This is a genomic window from Liquorilactobacillus sicerae (assembly GCF_029916425.1).
Classification (GTDB): domain Bacteria; phylum Bacillota; class Bacilli; order Lactobacillales; family Lactobacillaceae; genus Liquorilactobacillus; species Liquorilactobacillus sicerae.
The window spans coordinates 142460-163920 of sequence record NZ_JAHAVQ010000002.1; the positions used below are offsets into that span (position 1 = coordinate 142460).

A 21461-nucleotide genomic window follows, 5' to 3' on the forward strand; every position below is an offset into this window, starting at 1 on the left:
GCAAAGAAAATATGATCACATAGTATTCTCAAGGAAACTGATATATATTAGCATAGTAGTTCATGTGCTCCATAACTGAATAATCCAAATTGACAACTAGAAATTATATTTTTAATCAAAATCAAATATTTCTTTCTAAATTATACATACAAAAACAACAAATAGATTTTTAGAATCTATCTGCTACTCTTAATAAATTAACCTAACAAAAATTTTTTATCACCAATTGGATCTTGTGAAGTCAAAATTCTGGGACCATTTTTCGTAATTGCCAAGGTATGCTCATATTGAGCAGACAAACTGTGATCCGCAGAAACATAATATTCCCAGCCAGTTGCTGGAACGACTTTTGTTTCTAGACCCCAGTCACCGCCGGCATTGACCATTGGCTCGATGGTGATCACCATTCCGGGCCGTAACCGTAAGCCATGATGTTTGACACCATAATGATAAACCTCCGGATCCTCATGAACTGATGGCCCAATTCCATGCCCTATCAGCTCCCGAACGTCCCCCATATGATTTTGATTTTCAACATAATCTTGAATAGCAAAACCAATATCTCCCATCCGATTGCCTGGCTGAGCTTGCTTAATGCCTAAATAAAGTGCCGTATGGGCAACTTCCATTAAATGATCAATCTCCGGTGTCGATTCGCCGATCACATAAGTCCAAGCTGAATCACTTTGATAGCCATGCCAATTGACGCAAAAATCAACTTTAACTACATCATGATTCTTTAATTTCAAGCCCTTCCGTGGCGTTGCGTGGGCAACTTCTTCATTAATACTGATGCAAGTTGCATATTTGTAACCATCAACTCCCTTTTCCGAAGCAGTTGCATCGTGTGCTTGAATGAAATTATCGATTAATTGTTCAATTTCCCAAGTATCCATGCCAACATACAATTTAGGCTTCAACATCTTATGTGCTGCTGCCAAAATTGCACCTGAATGAGCCATACCTTCAATTTCTCGTTGTGATTTTAAAGTAAGCAAAAAAATTCTCCCTTTGATTTAAAATTAGATTCACCTATATTATACGCTTTAGAAAACTTAAAAACTGTCTAAAAATTCTGCCAACCATGATTTATCAGATCCATTTGCTGCTTTGGTATTTGTGAAACATACGGATTTCCAGCTACCAAGAAGCGCAATGGCTTATCAGTCCATGATCCGCGCTGACTGACTCCAATTCGCGGAGCACTAATAATTTTTTTTTGGTTGATAACCTTTGCTTAAATCAAGCTTTAAGCTTCCTTGATTTAAAAGTGTTAAATTCAAGGTACGATCTGTAATTCCTAAAGCTTCAGTTAGTTTGCCTGGTCCATTAGTTAATTCAAAGCCCTGTTTTGAGCGATTCTGTTCCATTATTTCTCTGCCAGCAATTGGCTCGATCCCGCGAATTAAGATCCCTTGAGGTACCTCTCGTTGCTGAGTAATAAAATTAAGCATCATTCGCCCTCGTAATGAAAAAATATAAATCGTTCCCGGTGGACCATATAAAGCTTCATTAGCTACACTCCGATGTCCCTGAAAAGCATGAGCAGTTGAATCCTTTTGCCCCAAATAAGCCTCAGTTTCAACGATCAGGGTCGTCATTTGGCCTTGCTGACTGTGATAAACCATTTTCTTTCCCAAAAGTTGTTGCGCAATAACTTCCGTTGACTGCTGTCCAAAAAATAATTCTAACTTGCTAATTTTGTACCCTTCTTTACGTGTAATTTTCTGACTTCATTTTAAGTATCATCTTAATTCTACTTTAACACGCATCATAAAATCTACCTCTCCAAAATTTAATTGCAAAAAAGTTGTATAATAGTAATTGTAGACTATTTAAAAGCAAAGGACTGGTGAAAATCCATGCTACATATTGGTTTTGCTTTCCCGCTTCCGCCGCCTGTTTGAAAATTTGATTTCTTGAAAACTTTTTGTTTATACAAAGGAGAGATAAATTTGACTGAAGCAATTAATTTAAAAGCAGGCATGATTTTTGAAAAAGATGGAAAATTGATTAAAGTATTGGAAACAAATCACCACAAACCTGGCAAGGGCAACACCGTTATGCAAATGAAACTCAATGATGTTCGTTCTGGTGCGATTGTTCAAACGACGATGCGGCCAACTGAAAAAGTTGAATTGGCGATCATTGATAAAAAGACTGCTCAATATTTGTATCGTCAAGATGATGTCGCTTATTTTATGGACCTGGACACTTATGAACAATATGAAGTTCAAGTTAAAACAATTAAAACTGAATTTGATTATCTAGTTCCTAATTTGGAAGTTCAACTTAACTTCTGCAAAGGTGAACTAATTGGACTAGATCTGCCGACAACGGTTGACTTAAAAGTTGCTGAAACTGAGCCAAATATTAAAGGTGCAACGGCAGCTAGTGGTGGCAAACCGGCAACAATGGAAACTGGGGTAGTTGTTACTGTCCCAAACTTTATTGAAAAAGGTGAAGTCCTGACGATCAACACAACCGATGGAACTTATAAGCAAAGAGCCCAAAATTAACTTTGGTCTCGCTTTGATTTCCAAAGATTAAAAATAGCTTATCAAGGTAAATCTGGTAAGCTATTTTTTTGTCAAACTAAAGATAAATCCGTCACATTTCCTAGTATGTCGTTCAAAATGAATGACGGAATCTTTGGTAAAAAGGACCTTCAGATGCAGCCAAAGGGATATTTATCAAGCTACTTTAATTTTAATCAAACTTTCTAAAATTATTTTCCGGCATTAGATGATAACTGACGTTTAGTTCATGGCTAAATATTTTTCAATTCTAAAAATCTATTGTAAAATGAATTGTTCAGTTTTGGGTAAATCGAACTGAGATTTTTTTAAATTTAGCAGCTTGAAAATTAAGCAGTCATATCCAGAAATTATAAATTTATTGATCACTAAAGAATAGGAGCAGCAGATGAAAACAATTAGATTAGGTCAAACGGCCTTGCAAGTTCCAGCTATGGCATTAGGCATCATGCGAATGAATGCGCTCACACCACAAGCTGCCGCGCAAACCTTAAAAACAGCTGTCAAAGCAGGAATTTCTTACATTGACTCAGCCGATGTTTATGGTGGTGGAAAATCGGAAAAGGTCTTTCGCCAAGCCATGCAACTGGCTAACATTCAGCGCGAGCAACTGTTCATTCAATCCAAGGGTGGAATAATTCCGGCAAGCGATTTTTCAAAGAGTTGGTATGATTTTTCTAAACAACATTTGATCGAAACTGTTGATGGCATCTTGCAACGCTTTGGGATTGATTATTTAGACTCATTTTTGTTGCATCGACCTGATCCGTTAATGGAGCCGAGTGAAGTTGCAGCTGCTTTTGACGAACTACAACGAACTGGTAAAGTTCGTTATTTTGGGGTTTCAAACTTCAATCCACAACAAATTGCATTGCTCCAAGCTGATTTGAGTCAAAAATTGCTGATCGATCAGTTGCAGTTTAGCATTATGCATACTGGAATGATTGATGCTGGCATGCACGTTAACATGGAGGATACCCGCAGCCTCGATCATGACGGCGGCATCCTTGACTATGCTAGATTAAACCACCTGACGATCCAAGCTTGGTCACCGTTTCAATATGGAGTGATTGCCGGAACTTTTATTGATAATCCTAAATTTGAACGTTTAAATCAAGTCTTAGCTTATCTTGGGCAAAAATATCAAGTATCTAAAAATGCAATTGCCGCCGCTTGGATTTTACGGCATCCAGCTAACATTCAAGTTATTTTAGGTACTATGAATCCTCAACATATTATTGACAGTGCCGCTGGTGCAGAAATTATTCTTTCACGGCAAGAGTGGTATCAAATTTATTTTGCAGCTGGAAATGATCTGCCGTAAGAATTGCAAGCTGCTCGACCAAATTAGTAAAATAGGTTTCTAAATTAGATGAAAATCCAATTTAGAAACCTACTTTTTTACACAACTAAAATTATTTAGCTGTAATATAGCCTTGTGCTTTTAATAATTCTGCACATAAAATTGCTCCGCCAGCTGCTCCACGAGCCGTATTATGTGACAGGCCAACAAATTTCCAATCAAAAATCTTATCAGGTCGTAAACGTCCGATTGAAATCCCCATCCCATTTTCAAAATTGACATCTAATCGAACTTGTGGCCGATCATCTTCAGTCAGATACTGAATAAAATGTTTTGGCGCACTTGGCAGACCAAGTTCTTGCGGTACGCCAGCATAACTTTCCAAAGCATTGATCAATTCTTCTTTAGTTGGCTGTTGTTTGAAATTGACAAAAGCTGCCGCTGTATGACCATACAAAACTGGGACTCGTAAACACTGACTGGTAATTACTGGTGTAGCTGCAGAGATAATTTCACCTTTTTGTTCATCGACTTTTCCCCAGATTTTCAATGGCTCTTTTTCAGATTTTTCCTCTTCACCAGCGATGTACGGAATAACATTATTTAAGATTTCCGGCGCATCATCAAAATTTTTACCCGCACCAGAAATTGCTTGATAAGTTGTTGCGACCACTTGTGTTGGCTCAAATTTCATCCAAGCTGATAAAGCCGGCGCATAACTTTGAATCGAACAATTGGGCTTGACGGCAATAAAGCCGCGCTTCGTTCCTAAGCGTTGCCGCTGAAATTTAATAACTTCACTATGATCAGGATTGATCTCCGGTACGATCATTGGTACATCAGGTGTCCAACGATGAGCACTGTTATTAGAAACAACTGGCGTTTCGGTTTTAGCATAGTCTTCTTCTATCTTTTTGATAGCAGCTTTCGACATGCTAACAGCAGAAAAGACAAAGTCGACTTGGCTCGCAATTTTGTCGATCTGATTAACGTCTAAAACTGTCAAATTTTTAACAGCTGTTGGAATTGGATCAGCCATTTTCCAACGGCCAGCAACTGCTTGTTGGTAAGTTTTCCCAGCACTTCGCGGACTGGCAGCAACGACCACCACCTCAAACCAAGGATGACCAGCTAATAAAGTTACATAACGCTGGCCAACCATTCCAGTTGCACCAAGCACACCGACTTTTAATTTTTCACTCATTTTTCAAACCTCGCTTTTTTCTTTATTACTATCATAAAGGTAAGGAATCTTAAAAATCAATTAAAATTCGCAAGTTTCAGAAATTTTATTAATCTACTTAGTTTTATATTAGACCACTTACTGGCTCAAAATTCAATTTCCAGCTGTAAAATAAATCTGCCTGACTATCAAATCAGACAAGCGTAAATTGCGGCGTAAATTAAGATCTGATAAGATTAGCAAGGAGAAGATTGCAACCATCGATAACTTACAAATTCGATTCCCGTCGACTTGCAGAAAGCAACCGTTAAATTACTTTGAGAACAAAGTCAAGATAAACAAGTTTCAGAAGATCAAATCATCTTACAAGCAATCCTTGAAGGACCATACTGAAAAGCTAAGCGACTAATTAAAATTTTTGATATCAGTCGACCAGTTGTCGGTCGCGTAAAATCATAGCCAATTTTTTTATTGCCGATTTTAAAGAAGATTCTTTCAAGTTAATTAATGAACTTTGATCGTCAAATTAACAACATCGGACGTTAAAATTAAGCTCCTCTTAAACGCGAATTTATTTGAGCTGCCAAGCTTTTAAACTAAAACGATGGTTTGCTTGATGATTATAAAGCATCTGGCAGGTTAATCTGAAATTTCTTAGCTATTTCCGCTATTTCTTCCTGCGTTTTAGGATCGATCACAACCCCTTGTTTTAAATTCTGGTCATAGTTGCGGTACTCACGATCACCAGGAATCATGATTCTGGTCCCAGGAATATGATCTAGTTTTCTGATTCTGTTAAACATGCTGCTTGCTTTAGCTTTTAGAACTTCTAAATCTCCAAAAAAGGCTGGATCGATCACCATGAAGAATTGACTAAAATCATGTTTGCCTTTGCTGGTATCAGCTGAAATTGACCCTTGCGCCAAAATTCCGGTCAATAACTCAATTACTAATGAATTACCGAAGCCCTTATAGTTAGAATTAGTTTCTTGATTGCCACCTAAGGTTAAAACACCACCACCCGATTGATGCTCCGTAAAGGCTGCTTCTGATAAAATCTTAAATGCTTGCGCTGAATCATGGATCACCTGTCGGTCACGATCAACTGCCCACTCACCAGGAATCGGCTGCTGGTTTTTAGCCAAAACAGCGATTTTCCCACTAGAAACACTTGAAGTTGCACCATCAAAAACAAACGGATGCGGTTCAGCTGGAAAAGTAAACGCAAATGCATTTGAGCCTAAGAATGCTTCAATCGCATTAGTCGGCACCACCAGCGGACGCGTATTAGTTGTTGAAATGCCGATTAAGCCGGCTTTGGCTGCTAAGCGAGAATAATAACCTGCTGTTCCAAAATGGTTAGAGTTGCGGATAACTGCCATTGCAACTTGATTTGCTTTAGCTTTTTTGATTAAGCTTTTCATTGCAAAAGCTGATGCAATCTGACCCATATTCCCATTAGCATCGATTAAGAGACTTGTCAGACTTTCTTTTAAAACTTTCACTTGATTTGCCGGTTTAATCGTACCATCAGCAATCATTCGTTCATACCAAGCTAAGCGTTGAATCCCATGTGAGGAAATTCCTCGTAAATCTGCATCAACTAAAATATCGGCCAATAAAGCCCCATTCTCTTCTGTAAAACCATTTTGTTTAAAAACCTGCTGCAAAAACTTTTTTTCTGCATTTACACTTACTCGCATCATGATCTTCCTTCTTTCTTGAAAATAAAAAAAGCCCCGCACCATGGATTGACTAATCCACAGTGCGGGGCGAACTATCTCGCTGTACCACTCGCAATTTGCTTATTACTTCAATAATAAGTCTCAACGGCCTCAAGTGCCCGGCAAGATAACGGTTCCTACCGTCTGACCAGCTTGCACCAATCAAAAATCAACTGAGTTCATCTTCGACAACCTCGCGCTTGCGTCCTTTCACCAGCTGACGCTCTCTTTAAAAACTAAGGCTGCTTACTCTTCTCAAAGAAATATTAACTTGCCTTTTATTTAAATCCTAATTAACTGATTTGTCAATTCGATTTAACCGGAATCCGCAGAATAAAATCATCAAAAATTGACTGCATAGTTGGAATCGTTTCTACTAAAAACTCTGGATGCCACTGAACAGCTAAAATCTGTGGCGAATTTTCAGATTCAACTGCCTCGATCACACCATCGGCCGCCCGTGCTGCGACGCGTAAACCGGCAGCAACTCGCCTAACTGCTTGATGATGATGGCTATTAACCGCCAACGTCTGCTCAGCAAATATCTTCGCCAAATGAGTCCCTGCTGTAATCTTGATATGATGAGAAGCTTCGTTAATATCACCCTTTTGTGCATGCTGAAAAAGCTTTTGCGGTTCGACAAACTGCTTGGTGAGATCTTGATAAACATCACCGCCCAAAGCAATATTAATCACTTGCATCCCGCGACAAACACCCAATAAGGTTTTTCCTGCAGCCACTGCTTTTTTAATCAGTTCGATTTCTAGTCTGTCGCGCGCTCTTTCAACAAAGCTCAATCCCACGGTGGGCTCTTCCTTAAAGTAGAACGGCGAAACATCTGGACCACCCGGAAAATAAAAACCATCACAAATTTTTATATACCGATCAAGTTCGTCTTTAACTTGTGGTGGTAAAAGTACGGGAATTCCCCCGGCATTAATAATCGCCTGAATATCATTTTGATTGACAAATGTTCGTTTGGTATCATGAAATTTTAAATTTCCCGCTGTAATTCCAATAATTGGTTTTTGCATCATTATCCCCCTAAAATCCTGCAATTGTTGCTACATCAAGTTTTAAAATGATCTGTTTGAGCAGTTTAACCATCTTAAATTTTGGTAGCCAAGCAACTCATAACGTACCGCGATTCCAACACAAATTGTTGGAATCCTTTGATAATATAGGAGTTCGCTACCGTCAATTCCACCACCGATCCGCATTGCCCGCGTAAATGGAATTTCTAGCTCCCAGCTTGCTGAGCAGCTAAAGCTTATATGACACAGCATTTTCATCATATCTGCACAAACATTTATCTACATTGTCTATCTGATTAAACAAATTTCGATCATCAATTTTTGAAATATCAAGTGATGAGATCTCCGATGATGCTGAAAGATTGATCATTTAAGCTGAAGTTGCTTTTTTATTATTTTTTCTCCAAAAAATAACACCTGCTACAAGTATAACGATCACAATTAATGCTATCAATACTTTCTTCTTTTTCTCGCTTTCAATAACTTCCATCCCCTTTTTAAAAATCAAAAATCAATATGATTTATTTCTTAGAATACAGTAAATTTCTGAGTAATATCAATTTTGGTTTAATTATTAGGCTGATTTTTTTGATCATTTTTAAGTTTGACTATTAAAATTTTGAATCAATAACTGTTTTGGGACTCTTTACGTGAACTCTGCTTATGCGATCTCGAAATTTTTTGCTTGATTTGCTGATCCATCTTTTTCCTTGCCTCACTACTTATTTTTTATGCTAAACTGAATAAAGAATTCTTTAATTTTTGAAAGAAAGGTGAACCTTTTATGAGTGATTATATTCAAACTATCCGCAGTAAAGTCGGTCATCTGCCCATCATTTTAAATGCTGTCGCTGGGGCGGTCGTCAAGAATCAACAAATCTTATTACAAGAGCGGACTGATACGAAAAATTGGAGTTTACCCGGCGGCTATATGGAATACGGCGAAACCTTTTTAGAAACCTTGCAGCGAGAATTAATTGAAGATAGCGGCTTGCAAGTTGAACCATTAGCCATGCTTAAAACTTTTGACCAAGGATTCACGACTTATCCCAACGGTGACCAAGCCCAAGTAATTAGTCGATTATACCTTGTTAAGCCAGTTGGCGGTCACTTGATTACTTCGCCGACCGATGAAACTTTAAGTCTTAAATATTTTGATTTTTCAGCTTTACCACCGTTACTGAACCAGCAAAATCAAGAGATGATTACCTGTGTTGCAAAATATCTAAAAATCAGTTGATTTGCCTAAAAAAAGAACCACGACTAAATTGTTAGTCGTGGTTCTTTTTTAGAAATCATTTTATCTAGCGGTTACTGAAACTAAGCGATCGCCAGCTTTAACTTGTTCAGTTTCGATGCGATCAACCCCAGCATAGTTGGCCGTATTAGTAATTACTACCATAACTGTTGGATCATAACCAGCTTGCTTAATCTTTTCTATCTCAAAACTGCCTAATTTTTGTCCTTTTTTAACATGCTGTCCTTGCGTAACTTCAGATTCAAAATATTTACCTTTCAGTTCAACTGTATCGATCCCGATGTGCATCAAAACTTCTGCACCACTGTCTGATTTAATTCCGTAAGCATGCTTGGTTTCATACGCAACGGTGATCTCCCCGTTAACTGGAGCAAAGATTTCACCTTGACTAGGAACGATTGCTGCTCCATCACCCATCATTTTGGTTGAGAATACTTTATCGTTAACTTCACTCAAAGATTCTGCTTTACCAGCAACTGGAGCAAAAACAATTTCATCTTTCAAACCTGCTTCTTGATTGATCAAATCAGCAGCTTTTTTCTCAACTTGTGTCTGCTCAGTTGCGCTCGTAATAGCAACTGGATCGACTAACTGTTTATTTTTCTTGCCATAAAGGAAAGTCAAAGTGAAGGCAACAGCGAAACTAATTAATTCACATAAGATATACATTGGAATCGATTTTGCGTTAATTGATAAGAATCCTAGAAACGCAGCCGATCCTAATGAAACAGCAATTACATGAGTTAATCCGGCTAATGCAGATGCAATTCCAGAACCAACTAATGCACAGAAGAATGGGAAGCGATACTTCAAGTTAACCCCGAATAAAGCCGGTTCAGTAATTCCTAAACAAGCTGAGACAGTTGCTGAAGAAGCCAAGCCTTTCATTTTCTTGCTTTTGGTCAAGGTAAAGATTGCAAAGCAAGCAGCACCTTGAGCAATGTTAGCCATTGAAGCTACCACGAAAATAAAATCACCATATCCGGTATGATTCTGCGTAAACGCGGCAATCAGTTGCGTTTCGATGGCTGGGAAAGCTTGATGCAACCCGGTCAAAACAATCGGTGAATATACCAAGCCAAAAATACCTGTTCCAACAAATCCTAAGGTATCATATAACCAAACAATTCCCGAAGTAATTGCATCTGATAAACCACGCATAACCGGTCCCACAATAATGAAAGTCAAGAAACCAGTTACCATTAATGAAATTAATGGTGTGAAAGTAAAATCAACAGCGGCTGGTAATTTTTTATGCAGCCATTTCTCTAAAACTGATAAGATATATACTGCTGCCAAAACAGGAATAACTTGATATTGGTAATTAGCTTGTGAAACATGCATCCCTAAGATATTCCAATATTTACCATCAATTAAATCTGGGGTTGTCATAATCATCCCAACAGCAGCACCTAAGAAACGGTTTGCTCCAAAACGACTTGCTGCTGACATACCAACTAAAATCGGCATGAAGATAAATGGTGCCGAAGACATAACTTGAATCATATCTGAAATACCCTTAATTGCCGGATAAGTTGTCACTAATGCCTTAGGCCCAAACAAGCCTTCAGATGTTAAAAAGTTGTTCAACGCCATCAATAAGCCACCAGCAACCAAAGCTGGAATAATTGGAACAAAAATATCTGATAATAGCTTAATAAATGCCATGATTGGATTGAATTTCTTGCTCTTGTCAGCTACCTTCTTAAGATCATCTGTTGAAGCTTCACTTAAGCCAGTCTGCTTGATCATTTCATCGTAAACATTGTTGACATCACCTGGTCCAATAATAATTTGATATTGGCCATTAGTTTTGAAGGTCCCTTTAACGCCTGGATTTTCATCCAAAGCTTTTTGGTCGATCTTCGAATCATCTTTCAACACCAACCGAAGACGAGTAGCACAATGAGCAGCTGCAATAATGTTATCTTGATGAAGCGCTTTAATAACATCAGTTGCCACTTTTTTGTGATCCATATTAAACAACTCCTTTTTGAAAACGTTTTATTTTACATTTCAATCATACCTGATTTTCAGCATATGTCAATCGTTTACCACAAAAAAATATTTAAAAGTTCTTTTTCCTTATAAAACTGTTTTTTTAATTGGTGTACGATTGACATAAATCAGCTTTTAATTTAAAATAAGTGAGTAAGATAACGTTTTCAAAGGAGCTTAATTATGCAATGGACACGACAACTGCGCTATAAGCCTTATCAAGCTTGGCCAACTGAATACTTAGAAAAAATTGAAAAGCAAGCAACTGCTTCTACTTACTACCCGCAATTTCATATAGCTCCCAATTCTGGTCTTTTAAATGATCCGAATGGATTTAGCTACTTTAACGGCAAATGGCATGTCTTCTACCAAGCGTTTCCTTTTGGGCCAGTCCATGGGCTTAAATCTTGGGTTCATTTGATTTCTGCCGATCTAGTCAACTGGAAAAAGCTTGGTCCTGCTTTGCTGCCTGATTCAAAATATGACGCTCAAGGTGTTTATTCTGGCTCAGCTCATCAAATTGGTGACCAGCTATTTTTAATGTATACCGGCAATGTCCGCGATCAAAACTGGCAACGACATCCCTATCAAAATGGTGCCTGGCTAGATCAAAATAACAAAGTCACCAAATTATCATTGCCTTTGATTAGCCAACCGGAACAGACAACTGATCATTTTCGTGATCCACAACTGATCGAAAAAGATGGTAAATATTATGTCTTAATTGGAGCCCAAGATAAAAAAAGCTTAGCTGGTAGAATCAATGTTTTTACCTCTGACAATTTAACTGCTTGGAAAAATCTTGGATATTTGAATTTTTCTGCTGACGATTTAGGTTATATGATTGAATGCCCTAATTTGGTAACCGTTGATCAACAACCAGTGCTGATTTTTTGTCCACAAGGTTTGGAACACGAGATTTTACCTTATCAGAATATTTATCCGAATACTTATTTAATTGGCAGTCAGGTTGATCTAGATTCAGCCAGCTTTACTAGTCAAAGCAACTTGGCTTTGCTTGATTATGGCTTTGATATTTACGCTAGCCAAGCTTTTAATGCTCCTGACGGTCAAGCTTATTTGATCAGTTGGTTAGGTCTACCTGAGATTGAATACCCGACTGATGCTGAAAATTGGGCTCACTGCCTTAGCTTGGTCAAACGACTCACGATCAAAAATCATCGACTATATCAGCAACCCGTTGCCAATCTTAAAAAATTACGCCAGCAAGAACATCAACTGACGGGGCAAGCATCTGGTCAAGTTGAAAAAACTTTAGCAGCTAAAACGACCAATCAATATGAACTCAAGCTAGAAATCCCGGCTGACCAGCAGGGAACTTTGTGGCTTTTCCGTGATTCAGAAAAGGCTGAAGGCTTAAAAATCAAATTTGCGACTGGCAAAGTTGCTAAAATACTGATTGATCGTTCACAAACTGGTCAACCATTTGCCAAGGATTATGGTCAAACTCGTCAAGTCGCTCTGAATGCCAATCAGCCGCTGCACCTTGATATTTTCGTTGATCATTCAGTTTGTGAAGTTTTTGTTAATCAGGGTGAAGCAGTTTTTAGTTTGCGGGTCTTTCCCAGTGCTTCGGCAAATAAAATTTCACTAGCTGGAAAGCAGCAAATCAATTATAATGGTTCATGGTGGAATTTAGCCAAATCTTGTTTTTAAAGGGGACTTTACCATGCGGCCAAAGTTAACCGATGTCGCCGCTAAAGCAGGTGTTTCAGCAACAACTGTTTCACGAGTGATCAATAATTACGGCTATTTGAGCAAAGCAACAAAAGAAAAAGTCTTTCAAGCAATGAAAGAGTTGAATTATCAACCAAATTCACTGGCTCGTTCTTTGCATGGCAAAAAGACTCAATTGATTGGCGTTATTTTTCCTTCAATCACTAACCCTTTTTTTGCTGAATTAGTTGAACAAATTGAAAATAAATTATTTAATCGCGGTTTTAAAATTATTCTTTGCAATAGTGCAGATAATAAGGAAAAGGAACGCGATTATCTGCGGATGCTGATTGCCAACCAAGTTGATGGAATCATCGCCGGCGCTCATAATCTTGGAATTGAAGAATACAATAAAGTTGGTCTGCCAATCATTTCCTTTGACCGAAGCTTGTCAGACAAAATTCCCATCGTCAGCAGCGACAACCTTAAAGGAACCTTTTTGGCGACTCAGGAGTTATATCAAGCCGGCTCACGTCACATTTATTTTCTGGGCAATCCGCATCAAATCGGCAACCCGACTGATTTACGACTACAAGGTTATCAAAAAGCTATTAATGAACTGAAATTGACTGCCCACATTCATAGCGTTGACTTCAATGAATCACCCAATTTGAAATCATTGTCGATCAAAAAACTATTAATTCAACATCATGCTGATGGAATTGTTTGTACCGATGATCTGACCGCCATTTTAGTTTTACAAGCCGCCCGCCAATTAAAAATTAAGGTTCCGGCTGAATTAAAGGTTATCGGATTTGATGGAACAGCCTTTATGCAGGAATATCATCCCGAACTTTCGACAATCGTTCAACCAATCCATGATGTTGCAGCTTTATTGGTCAATCTGCTGCTCAAACGAATCGAACACCCTGAGCAGCCATTGGAACAAATGCAATATATCTTGCCAATTAAATTACTGCGCAGTCAATCAACATTTAGCTTAGCAGAATAATCAAGGAGGTTTTTTTATGCTTTTCGGCAGTATTGAAGCTGGCGGTACCAAATTTGTCTGTGCCGTTGGTGATGAAAATTATCAAATTAAGGAATCAACAACTTTTCCAACGACCCAACCGCAAGCAACCTTAGACCAAGCAATCAATTTTTTTCAACAATTTTCTGAGCTGAAAGCTATTGGGATTGCTTCATTTGGTCCAATTGAAATTCGCAAAAGCTCAGTCAATTACGGTTACGTAACCAACACGCCTAAACCGGGCTGGTCAAATACCGATTTTGTTGGTTATATTAAAAAATCACTTGATCTGCCAATTTATTGGACAACCGATGTTAACGGCTCAGCTTATGGTGAATGGTTTGCTTATCAAAAACAGCAACAGCCATTAAACTCACTGGTTTATTATACGATTGGGACCGGAATTGGAGCTGGGATCGTCAATGATGGCAAATTTATTGGCAGTATCGGCCATCCCGAATTAGGCCATGTCTATCTCAAACGCCATCCAGATGACTTAGACTTCGCCGGAACCTGTCCTTTTCATGGCGATTGTTTAGAAGGCTTGGCATCAGGCCCAACCTTTAAGGCACGTTTAGGGATCGCTGGCCAAGATGTTCCTTTGAGCAACCATGTTTGGGACATTATTGCCTATTATGTTGCTCAAGCTGCCATTCAAACCACTTTAGCTTTTCGTCCTGAAAAAATCGTAATTGGCGGCGGTGTTTCCAGTGAAGCATTTCTAAAGAAAGTTCGTCAGCAATTCAAACAGTTATTAAATGACTATGTTTCAGTTGGTGATTTAAAACAATATATTGTCATGCCAATTGTTGCCAATAATGGTTCAGCAACTCTTGGAGATTTTGCCTTAGCTCAAAAAGCAGTAACCGAATAGATTATTTTTGCTTTTAATAAAAAAAGTCAGGCCGAGAAGGTTAATTTTCTCAGCCTGACTTTTTTCACTTTAAATTACTAAGCTATGACAATCGCACTGAATTATAAAGCGGCCAGAATTGCTTGGTTAAATTTCGACAAATCAGCTGGCGTTCGACTCGTAATCAATTGGTCACCAATCTCAACCGGCTGATCTTTAACTTTTACCCCTGCGTAATACAGATCTGGCTTTACAGACTTAAAAGCTGTCAGGCGTTCTACCTTTAACCAAACCAGGTTGGTTAAAGAGTTGTGGTCCATGTCAAATCGCAAAGGTTGGTTTGTCTGCTAATAAAAATTTCTTGACAAAATCAGTCATAATTACAGCAATTTTACTTATTGATAGCTACGCGTTGATTTTATCATTGCTAATAATCTGTCTCAAATATTAGGTTTAGAACTGATTACTGTAAATAGTTTCTTAAAGAACGGCAATTTTCTAAGCTCAAATACTTCAACTGAATCTCATCCATCCCCATTCCCTTTTTGATCTGCCAGCCAACATGTCCCAATTGTTGCGTCATCAACCACCAAGTTGTTCTAACTCGCTGACACTGAACTTTATTTTGAGGAGTGATCAGTGTTTTCAAACTAAATCCGTTAACTTTTTTTAAATACAGCAACTGTTCGCCAATCATCCCAGCTGCTTGATGATTGCTGCTCCACCAAGCACGCCACAGCAACAGCAGACTCAGAGCAACTGTCGCTAGGCCTAAATATAAATTCATCCAAAAACCAGCAACTAGCAAAACTGCACTAAACAGCAGCGGAAATCGCAAAAATAACCAGCATGGTCCTTGGTTTAATTTTGCTAATTTAGGTTCTGTCAGATGCCATTCCGGTAATAATTTCTGTAAAATTGCTAAAATTTGCGGCTGATCAGTAATTGGCAACAAATAAAAAGTATCATCATTGACGGTATCATCGTTAGCATTGCTTTCACCAGCTGCTAAAATCAGCTCAACACTAGCCAATTTTAGCCAAGCCCGAAAGAAATTTTGTTTAATTTGAATGGCTTGAATTCGCCGAAGGGGAATCGTTAACGTATTGCGGGTAAATAGTCCCCGTTCCACTAGAAGATCATCATTTTGACGCCAGACTTTAAAATGATAATAGCAAATATAATTCTTAAATAAGGCTGCTAAAATAACCACTCCTACTAAACACAGCCCACCAAACAACAGGCTGACAAATCCGCTTAAAATTAAAGTTTCTAATCGACTGGTCAGCAAATTTTTGGGCAGCCAACCCTTTAACGAATCAAAAAAAGCTATCAAAGCTATCAGCATCACAAAAGCACTTTGGTCAGTCAAAGAAAAGCGCCAAATGTCGCGCGTTGCAACTTCAAATTGCGGACGGAATGACTGTTGGTCAGTTGAGTGAACTTGGCTGTTTTTCCCTTGCCGCAACCTTGCTAGTTGATCATAAACTGTTCTTTTAACTGCTAATAATTTAACATTTTTAGCTGTGGTGCCGGCAGTTTCAACAATTAAGCTGATAATACCGAATGGCTTAAACCAAAACCAGGCTTGGCACTGAATCGACTGGATCCGATTATAAGGCACGATCAACTGTTTTTTGATGAAAAGTCCCTGTTTGATTACCAATTGATCTTCCTCAAAGCGATATTTAAAAAACAACCATTGGTAAAGCGCCTTACCCAAGCACCAAAGCGTCACACCGCAAAGCAGTAAGATCGCGTAAAAATATTTATGTCTTAAAAGGAGTATCAACACAAAAAAATAAATTGTCCCCAGCTTTTGCGCAATTATGACCGATTGCTGTACAATCATCAAGGGATGTAAGCGATGATAGCTAGACATCTTCATTCACCACCCGCAATAAATCGATAATCTTTTGGCGTAAACCATTCGCCTCCGTTAAGCACAAGCCAGCCAATTCATGGGTCGTCGCAGCCGTGTGGATCTTCAAAACAGCTAATTTTTGCCAGCGCAAAAGTGGTCCTTGTTCGATTTCAACGTGCTGAATGCGCACAATCGGGACAAAAATTGTTTCCCGAAAAAGCCAGCCTTTTTGAATGGCAATTTCTGTTTTGTTGATCTCGTAACGATTAAATTTAAAATGATAAGGAATCAGCCAGACTCCTGAAACTAAAACAATTACCACTAATCCTAATAAAATTGTCGCCGTTAGATTTAGCCATTTGGGATGAAAAAAATGAGCAATTAACGTCCAGGCTAACAAAATCACAGCTGTTGAAACAATAAACAATAGTATTTCATCTGCGAGCCAAACTATCTTGATTTTAGACGGTAAGCTTTGCGCAAGCAGTGGATAGTCATCTCTTTTCATCTTATTGAATCCTTCCCCTTTTTAATTTTTTTACTCTTTTTTATTATACTTGATTATCACCGACATTGCTTTAATTTTTCATAACGAAAAAGCGATCCTACTTGATCGGCCCAAATGTCCGTCTTTTCGAGATCGCTTTATCTATTAACTAGCAATATTTTTTGCTGATCATCAGTAAAAAATATTATTTAACTCCATTTGCTAAATTGTTTGATTTGATATAACTATTCATTGAATTTTCAGCTTCCTGGAGTGACTTTTTAATATTCGAGCCATTGTAGATTTGATCCATTGCTGTTTGAACTAAAGTCCTTTCTTGAATTAAGCCTTGTAAAAAGACACCTGAATTCGTCTTATTTGCTTTTGTCTTTCTTAACTGTTCGCCTGGTACTTTAGCGGCTGGCGTTTTGGCATACAGTTTTTGCAAAACCTCTTCCTTTTGTGAATCCTGATTCAAAGCTAAATATCCGGTAGCCACTTGCCATTTAGCCTGGTTTTTAGCTTCCATTAAGAATTTGATGAATTCCCACGATCCACGCTGAACTGTTGCTGACTTATCATTAGAAATCCAAAGTGAAGCGCCGCCGATTGCAACGCCATTAGATTTTTGCCCATCTGGATGAGGATAATAGGTGATTCCTAATTTGTCCTTCGTTCCAGCAGTTAATTGACTGATATCTGCTGACGACTGCAAAAACATCCCAATCTTTCCAGAAAGAAATGCAGCCATTTCATTAGTCGAAGCGCTTGATCCAGAGCCAAAATTCATAAATGTTCCACTTTTAATCAGTTTCTGAATCCATTCCATTGTTGTTACTGCACCTTTTGAATCAAAATTGACTTTTGTTGGTGTACCTGAATGACCATCATCATTATTAGCCATTGATTCACCAGCATTAGCTAAAAATTGTTCAAATAGCCAACCATATATTTCAACACTGATTCCTTTAACTTTTTTATGTGAACGCTGATATAGCTGGGTTGCTACTCGAGTAATGTCGCTATAGCTCGGATTAGTCGGTGGTGGAGTAATATGATATTTTTTCAGTAAAGTCGCATTATAATACAAAACTGGTTGTGACGTATTAAATGGCATTGATAATAATTTACCATTTTGGGAATAAAAAGCTCGTGCGACGGAAGAAATTTTACTGATATCATAGTTGTCCTGATCAATAAATTTTTGGACCGGTGTGGTGTAGCCGCTATGATAAATCTGACTAGTCGAAATATCCATTGATTGAAAAACTGCCGGTGAAGCATCAGTTCCATGGGTATTTAAAATTTTTTGAACCGCTTCATTATAATTTCCCTCAAATTGTGAAACTACTTGATACTTATTTTGTGACTGATTAAATTCCTTAACAAACTCATTCAACTGGGTTTGAGCCGGACCAGTCATCTCGTTCCAAAAAACAATTTTGGTTCGATTGGATTGAGCTAAAGCTGAGTTGGAAAATATTAGATTTAGGCCCAAAATTGCCAACAAAGCAGCCATTATTTTCAATATTTCTTGTTGAATCAATGATTTTTTTTTCATCATTTAACGGCTCCTTCGTTCAAACCAGATTTAAAATAATGCTGACCAAAAAATAAAACGATCAGCGTTGGAATAACCACGATCGCCGCACTAGCTTGAATCATTCCCCAATTATTGAACGATTCCTGTGATTGTAATTGACGCAATCCGTCTTGGACTGGCCGAAAGTCATCGCTAAAAGTCGTCAGCATCGGCCACAAATATTGATTCCAGCTCGCTAAAAAGCTATATGCCGCCAAAGTCAATAAACTGATTTTGGCATAAGGCAAGACTACGTGGCCATAAAATTGCCAGTGTGAGAGTCCTTCAACATCAGCTGCCTCTTTCAATTCTTCAGGGATCTGCAAGAACGCTTGCCGCAACATAAAAATTCCAAACGCCGAGGTTAAAAAGGGAACAACCATGACAGCATAATGATTTAATAAGTTCAAACTACGGACGGTAGCAAAATTGGGAATCACTTCCGCTTCAAATGGCAGCATCATCGTAGCTAAAACAACATAAAACAGGAAATCCCGACCTTTAAATTTTAAGAAAACAAATGCATAAGCCCCCAACGAACAAAAAAGCAACTGAGCTAGCGTTGTTAAAACTGAAATCACTAAACTATTAAATAAATACCTCAAGATCGGTGTTTGTGTAATTGCTGCCACATAATTATCAAATGATAAATGACTGCTCCATAAAGCACCTTTAGAAATTTCATTTGTGGGTAAAAAACTGGTCCAAAACCCAAGGACAAAAGGTACCAGAATAAAAATTGTTAATAAGATCAAAATTAGATATTGCCAGAAATGCTTTTGCTTGACAACTTGATTTTCCATCATTTGTAAGTCACCCGCTTTTCTAGGATCTTAAATTGCAAAAAGGTAAAGAAGGCAATAATTACTGCCAGAATTACTGATTCAGTGCTGGCCAAGCCATAGTTTCCGCTTAAAAAAGCATCTTGATAAATTCGATATACCAACAGATTAGTGGCGTTATTCGGACCACCGGCCGTCATCAGATCAATCAAGCCAAAGCTTTTAAATGCTTCAATTAAGGTAATGATCGACACAAAGAAAATAGTTGGCGAAATTAGCGGCAAAGTAACTTTAAAGAATTGACGAGTTTTGCTAAGGCCTTCAATTTGAGCTGCCTCATAAAAAGTTAGCGGGACTGATTGCAAAGCACCAAAGAAGATTAGGAACGTAAAACCCAGGTTCATCCAAACAGTTGAAATCACCACTGCTGTCATTGCCCAACCAGGTTGTGTCAACCAGTTGATTACTGGCAAATGCAAAAGCGTCGCCAGCTGATCCAAAAGCCCAATTGAGGGATTAAACATAAATAACCAGAAAATCGCGGCCACCGAAACTGAAACTCCCATCGTTCCAGAAAAAACAGTTCGGAAAAAAGTCCTGCCTTTTACTTTAAAAGAAGCTGCCTGAGCCAAAAGCAAACCAAAACCCAGGGTCAATAATGAAACTGCGAAAACATAAATCAAGGTTGCTTGCAAACTAGCTAAGTAAGAACTAGAAGTCAATAAGCTTAAATAATTTTGCCAACCAACGAAAACTGTTGGCTGACCTAAATTATTTGTTAAGAAGAAGCTCAAATATAAAGTTCTGAGCATTGGATAAAAGACAAAAATTGCTAATACTAACAACGATGGTCCCAAAAACCAAAGTGCATAGTACTTGTCACGAGCATTGATATTATAGCTTTTGGTCAAAAGTTTACTTGCTGGTGAAATTCGTTTAAGCTTGTTGGAGTTGTTGGATTTGATTTGTTCCATCTTGTTTACCTCCTTGAGCAAATAAAACTGCCTGCTGATGTTGATCAAAAACAATAAAATTCGGTTTGGCAGTCACCAGCATACGTTGGTTAACTCCAACTGTTAACTGACCAGCGACAGTAATTCTAACTTCTTCACCATGATCCAATTGAGCGTGAATTACTGACTGGGTTCCTAAATATTCAAGATTTCGAACAGTGGCATTGGTTTGTGGTTGATTAAAATCAACTACCAAGTCTCCAGGACGTACACCAATTTGATAAGTTCCAGCTGGAAGTTTAGTTTGTAATTCAAACTTCAAAAATAGATCAACTGCTAACTGATTTGAAACCGCATGCTGAACGGTTAAAAAATTGATCCGTGGAGTACCAAAAAAATCGGCAACAAAAGTATTTTGTGGATGTTGATAAATTTGAACTGGACTGCCAATCTGCTGAACATGTTGATCATGCAAAACCATGATTCGATCCGCCATCGTCATTGCTTCAACTTGATCATGAGTGACATAAATCAACGTCAAACCTAATTGTTGCTGCAATTCACGAATTTCTGAGCGCATTTTGCCACGCAGCTGTGCATCTAAGTTAGATAGTGGTTCATCCATCAGACAAACTTTTGCATCACTGGCAATTGCTCTGGCTAAAGCGACCCTTTGCCGCTGACCACCAGAAAGCTCGCGCGGTTTTCGTTTGGCAAAATCGCTGAGATTGACTAGTTCTAAAGCTTGTTTGACCCGTTGAGCGACTTCATTTTTAGCTAGTCGGCGGGCCTTTAAACCAAAAGCCACATTTTCCGCAACATTTAAAAATGGAAATAATGCATAATTTTGAAAAACCATAGTCAATTTACGATCTTGCGGTGGTAATTGATTAACAATTTCTTCATCAATTTTCAAAACCCCAGCTGAAATTGGGATCAAACCAGCGATCATTCGTAACAAAGTGCTTTTTCCGCAGCCTGATGGCCCGACAATCGCAAAGAACTCACCCGTTTCGATTCGAACTGAGATATCTTCTAAAACTAAGTTAGTATCATAGCTTTTTGTAATTTTTTGCAATTCAATTGACATTCAATCACTCTCCTCTTCCCTAACACACTACCCAGTATATGCAGCCGTTGTAAGAAATTAATTTTGTTTGCGTATTCTTTATGTAAAGCAAATGTATTGTCAGCTT

At 38.2% G+C, this 21461-nt stretch carries 18 protein-coding genes and 1 pseudogene; 6 read left to right on the plus strand and 13 right to left on the minus strand.

The genetic code is table 11. The features are described 5' to 3' along the window. Nucleotides 1-197: 197 nt before the first annotated feature. On the minus strand, nucleotides 198-998 hold the full coding sequence (gene map / locus KH893_RS01840) for a type I methionyl aminopeptidase (RefSeq protein WP_281164467.1): 801 nt from the start codon (nucleotides 996-998) through the stop codon (nucleotides 198-200). 207 nt (nucleotides 999-1205) lie between these two features. Continuing rightward, nucleotides 1206-1640 (minus strand): DNA-3-methyladenine glycosylase, encoded by a 435-nt coding sequence (locus KH893_RS01845; RefSeq protein ID WP_345803722.1) that lies wholly within the window; start codon nucleotides 1638-1640, stop codon nucleotides 1206-1208. A gap of 315 nt (nucleotides 1641-1955) precedes the next feature. Here KH893_RS01845 and efp point away from each other — a divergent pair, with 315 nt between their 5' ends. Together efp and KH893_RS01855 are read left to right on the plus strand one after the other, a co-directional pair. Then, nucleotides 1956-2519 (plus strand): elongation factor P, encoded by a 564-nt coding sequence (gene efp, locus KH893_RS01850; protein WP_281164468.1) that lies wholly within the window; start codon nucleotides 1956-1958, stop codon nucleotides 2517-2519. Nucleotides 2520-2925: 406 nt separating this feature from the next. Then, complete coding sequence (locus tag KH893_RS01855) at nucleotides 2926-3861, plus strand: aldo/keto reductase (protein ID WP_281164469.1); 936 nt, start codon at nucleotides 2926-2928, stop codon at nucleotides 3859-3861. Between the two features lie 91 nt (nucleotides 3862-3952). Here KH893_RS01855 and asd read toward each other — a convergent pair whose 3' ends face one another. From asd to KH893_RS01870, 3 genes are all read right to left on the minus strand, one after another. After that, nucleotides 3953-5044, minus strand: coding sequence for an aspartate-semialdehyde dehydrogenase (gene asd, locus KH893_RS01860; RefSeq protein WP_281164470.1), 1092 nt, complete (start codon nucleotides 5042-5044; stop codon nucleotides 3953-3955). A gap of 599 nt (nucleotides 5045-5643) precedes the next feature. After that, complete coding sequence (locus KH893_RS01865; RefSeq protein WP_281164535.1) at nucleotides 5644-6726, minus strand: Ldh family oxidoreductase; 1083 nt, start codon at nucleotides 6724-6726, stop codon at nucleotides 5644-5646. A 326-nt stretch (nucleotides 6727-7052) separates the two neighbouring features. Then, a complete protein-coding gene (locus tag KH893_RS01870) occupies nucleotides 7053-7781 on the minus strand; it encodes a gamma-glutamyl-gamma-aminobutyrate hydrolase family protein (protein WP_281164471.1) in 729 nt (242 codons plus the stop codon). Between the two features lie 784 nt (nucleotides 7782-8565). Between KH893_RS01870 and KH893_RS01875 the strand changes: the two genes are divergently transcribed. Beyond that, the gene (locus KH893_RS01875; RefSeq protein WP_281164472.1) at nucleotides 8566-9021 is read left to right on the plus strand and encodes an NUDIX hydrolase; all 456 of its coding nucleotides are present in this window, start codon (nucleotides 8566-8568) and stop codon (nucleotides 9019-9021) included. A 60-nt stretch (nucleotides 9022-9081) separates the two neighbouring features. Here KH893_RS01875 and KH893_RS01880 read toward each other — a convergent pair whose 3' ends face one another. After that, a complete protein-coding gene (locus tag KH893_RS01880) occupies nucleotides 9082-11016 on the minus strand; it encodes a sucrose-specific PTS transporter subunit IIBC (RefSeq protein WP_281164473.1) in 1935 nt (644 codons plus the stop codon). Between the two features lie 204 nt (nucleotides 11017-11220). On the opposite strand from KH893_RS01880, the gene KH893_RS01885 reads away from it, so the two are divergent. From KH893_RS01885 to scrK, 3 genes are read left to right on the plus strand one after another with little or no spacing between them, the layout of a single operon-like run. After that, nucleotides 11221-12714, plus strand: a complete 1494-nt coding sequence (locus KH893_RS01885) for a sucrose-6-phosphate hydrolase (protein WP_281164474.1) — start codon at nucleotides 11221-11223, stop codon at nucleotides 12712-12714. 13 nt (nucleotides 12715-12727) lie between these two features. Continuing rightward, the gene (locus KH893_RS01890; protein ID WP_281164475.1) at nucleotides 12728-13726 is read left to right on the plus strand and encodes a LacI family DNA-binding transcriptional regulator; all 999 of its coding nucleotides are present in this window, start codon (nucleotides 12728-12730) and stop codon (nucleotides 13724-13726) included. Nucleotides 13727-13742: 16 nt separating this feature from the next. After that, entirely contained in the window at nucleotides 13743-14618 is an 876-nt protein-coding gene (scrK, locus tag KH893_RS01895; protein WP_281164476.1) for a fructokinase ScrK, read from the plus strand. Nucleotides 14619-14719: 101 nt separating this feature from the next. Here the strand turns inward: scrK and KH893_RS01900 are convergent. The 7 genes and pseudogenes from KH893_RS01900 to KH893_RS01930 all read right to left on the minus strand — a co-directional run. Continuing rightward, nucleotides 14720-14969, minus strand: a pseudogene (locus KH893_RS01900) (DJ-1/PfpI family protein); the annotation flags it as partial. Between the two features lie 91 nt (nucleotides 14970-15060). Continuing rightward, nucleotides 15061-16479, minus strand: a complete 1419-nt coding sequence (locus KH893_RS01905) for a PH domain-containing protein (RefSeq protein WP_281164477.1) — start codon at nucleotides 16477-16479, stop codon at nucleotides 15061-15063. Beyond that, a complete protein-coding gene (locus tag KH893_RS01910; protein WP_281164478.1) occupies nucleotides 16472-16969 on the minus strand; it encodes a PH domain-containing protein in 498 nt (165 codons plus the stop codon). The genes KH893_RS01905 and KH893_RS01910 overlap by 8 nt, the downstream gene beginning before the upstream one ends. Before the next feature lie 184 nt (nucleotides 16970-17153). Then, nucleotides 17154-18512 (minus strand): ABC transporter substrate-binding protein, encoded by a 1359-nt coding sequence (locus tag KH893_RS01915; RefSeq protein ID WP_281164479.1) that lies wholly within the window; start codon nucleotides 18510-18512, stop codon nucleotides 17154-17156. Further along, nucleotides 18509-19333, minus strand: a complete 825-nt coding sequence (locus tag KH893_RS01920; RefSeq protein WP_281164536.1) for a carbohydrate ABC transporter permease — start codon at nucleotides 19331-19333, stop codon at nucleotides 18509-18511. The genes KH893_RS01915 and KH893_RS01920 overlap by 4 nt, the downstream gene beginning before the upstream one ends. Continuing rightward, a complete protein-coding gene (locus KH893_RS01925; protein ID WP_281164480.1) occupies nucleotides 19333-20286 on the minus strand; it encodes a carbohydrate ABC transporter permease in 954 nt (317 codons plus the stop codon). The genes KH893_RS01920 and KH893_RS01925 overlap by 1 nt, the downstream gene beginning before the upstream one ends. After that, a complete protein-coding gene (locus tag KH893_RS01930; protein WP_281164481.1) occupies nucleotides 20249-21355 on the minus strand; it encodes an ABC transporter ATP-binding protein in 1107 nt (368 codons plus the stop codon). The genes KH893_RS01925 and KH893_RS01930 overlap by 38 nt, the downstream gene beginning before the upstream one ends. Nucleotides 21356-21461: the final 106 nt, after the last annotated feature.

Excerpts from the sequence above, each read along its gene's own strand:
- KH893_RS01855 (WP_281164469.1), top strand. The coding sequence starts at position 2,926 with ATGAAAACAATTAGATTAGGTCAAACGGCCTTGCAAGTTCCAGCTATG.
- asd (WP_281164470.1), bottom strand. The coding sequence starts at position 5,044 with ATGAGTGAAAAATTAAAAGTCGGTGTGCTTGGTGCAACTGGAATGGTT.
- KH893_RS01865 (WP_281164535.1), bottom strand. The coding sequence starts at position 6,726 with ATGCGAGTAAGTGTAAATGCAGAAAAAAAGTTTTTGCAGCAGGTTTTT.
- KH893_RS01870 (WP_281164471.1), bottom strand. The coding sequence starts at position 7,781 with ATGCAAAAACCAATTATTGGAATTACAGCGGGAAATTTAAAATTTCAT.
- KH893_RS01875 (WP_281164472.1), top strand. The coding sequence starts at position 8,566 with ATGAGTGATTATATTCAAACTATCCGCAGTAAAGTCGGTCATCTGCCC.
- KH893_RS01880 (WP_281164473.1), bottom strand. The coding sequence starts at position 11,016 with ATGGATCACAAAAAAGTGGCAACTGATGTTATTAAAGCGCTTCATCAA.
- KH893_RS01885 (WP_281164474.1), top strand. The coding sequence starts at position 11,221 with ATGCAATGGACACGACAACTGCGCTATAAGCCTTATCAAGCTTGGCCA.
- KH893_RS01890 (WP_281164475.1), top strand. The coding sequence starts at position 12,728 with ATGCGGCCAAAGTTAACCGATGTCGCCGCTAAAGCAGGTGTTTCAGCA.
- scrK (WP_281164476.1), top strand. The coding sequence starts at position 13,743 with ATGCTTTTCGGCAGTATTGAAGCTGGCGGTACCAAATTTGTCTGTGCC.
- KH893_RS01905 (WP_281164477.1), bottom strand. The coding sequence starts at position 16,479 with ATGTCTAGCTATCATCGCTTACATCCCTTGATGATTGTACAGCAATCG.
- KH893_RS01910 (WP_281164478.1), bottom strand. The coding sequence starts at position 16,969 with ATGAAAAGAGATGACTATCCACTGCTTGCGCAAAGCTTACCGTCTAAA.
- KH893_RS01915 (WP_281164479.1), bottom strand. The coding sequence starts at position 18,512 with ATGATGAAAAAAAAATCATTGATTCAACAAGAAATATTGAAAATAATG.
- KH893_RS01920 (WP_281164536.1), bottom strand. The coding sequence starts at position 19,333 with ATGGAAAATCAAGTTGTCAAGCAAAAGCATTTCTGGCAATATCTAATT.
- KH893_RS01925 (WP_281164480.1), bottom strand. The coding sequence starts at position 20,286 with ATGGAACAAATCAAATCCAACAACTCCAACAAGCTTAAACGAATTTCA.
- KH893_RS01930 (WP_281164481.1), bottom strand. The coding sequence starts at position 21,355 with ATGTCAATTGAATTGCAAAAAATTACAAAAAGCTATGATACTAACTTA.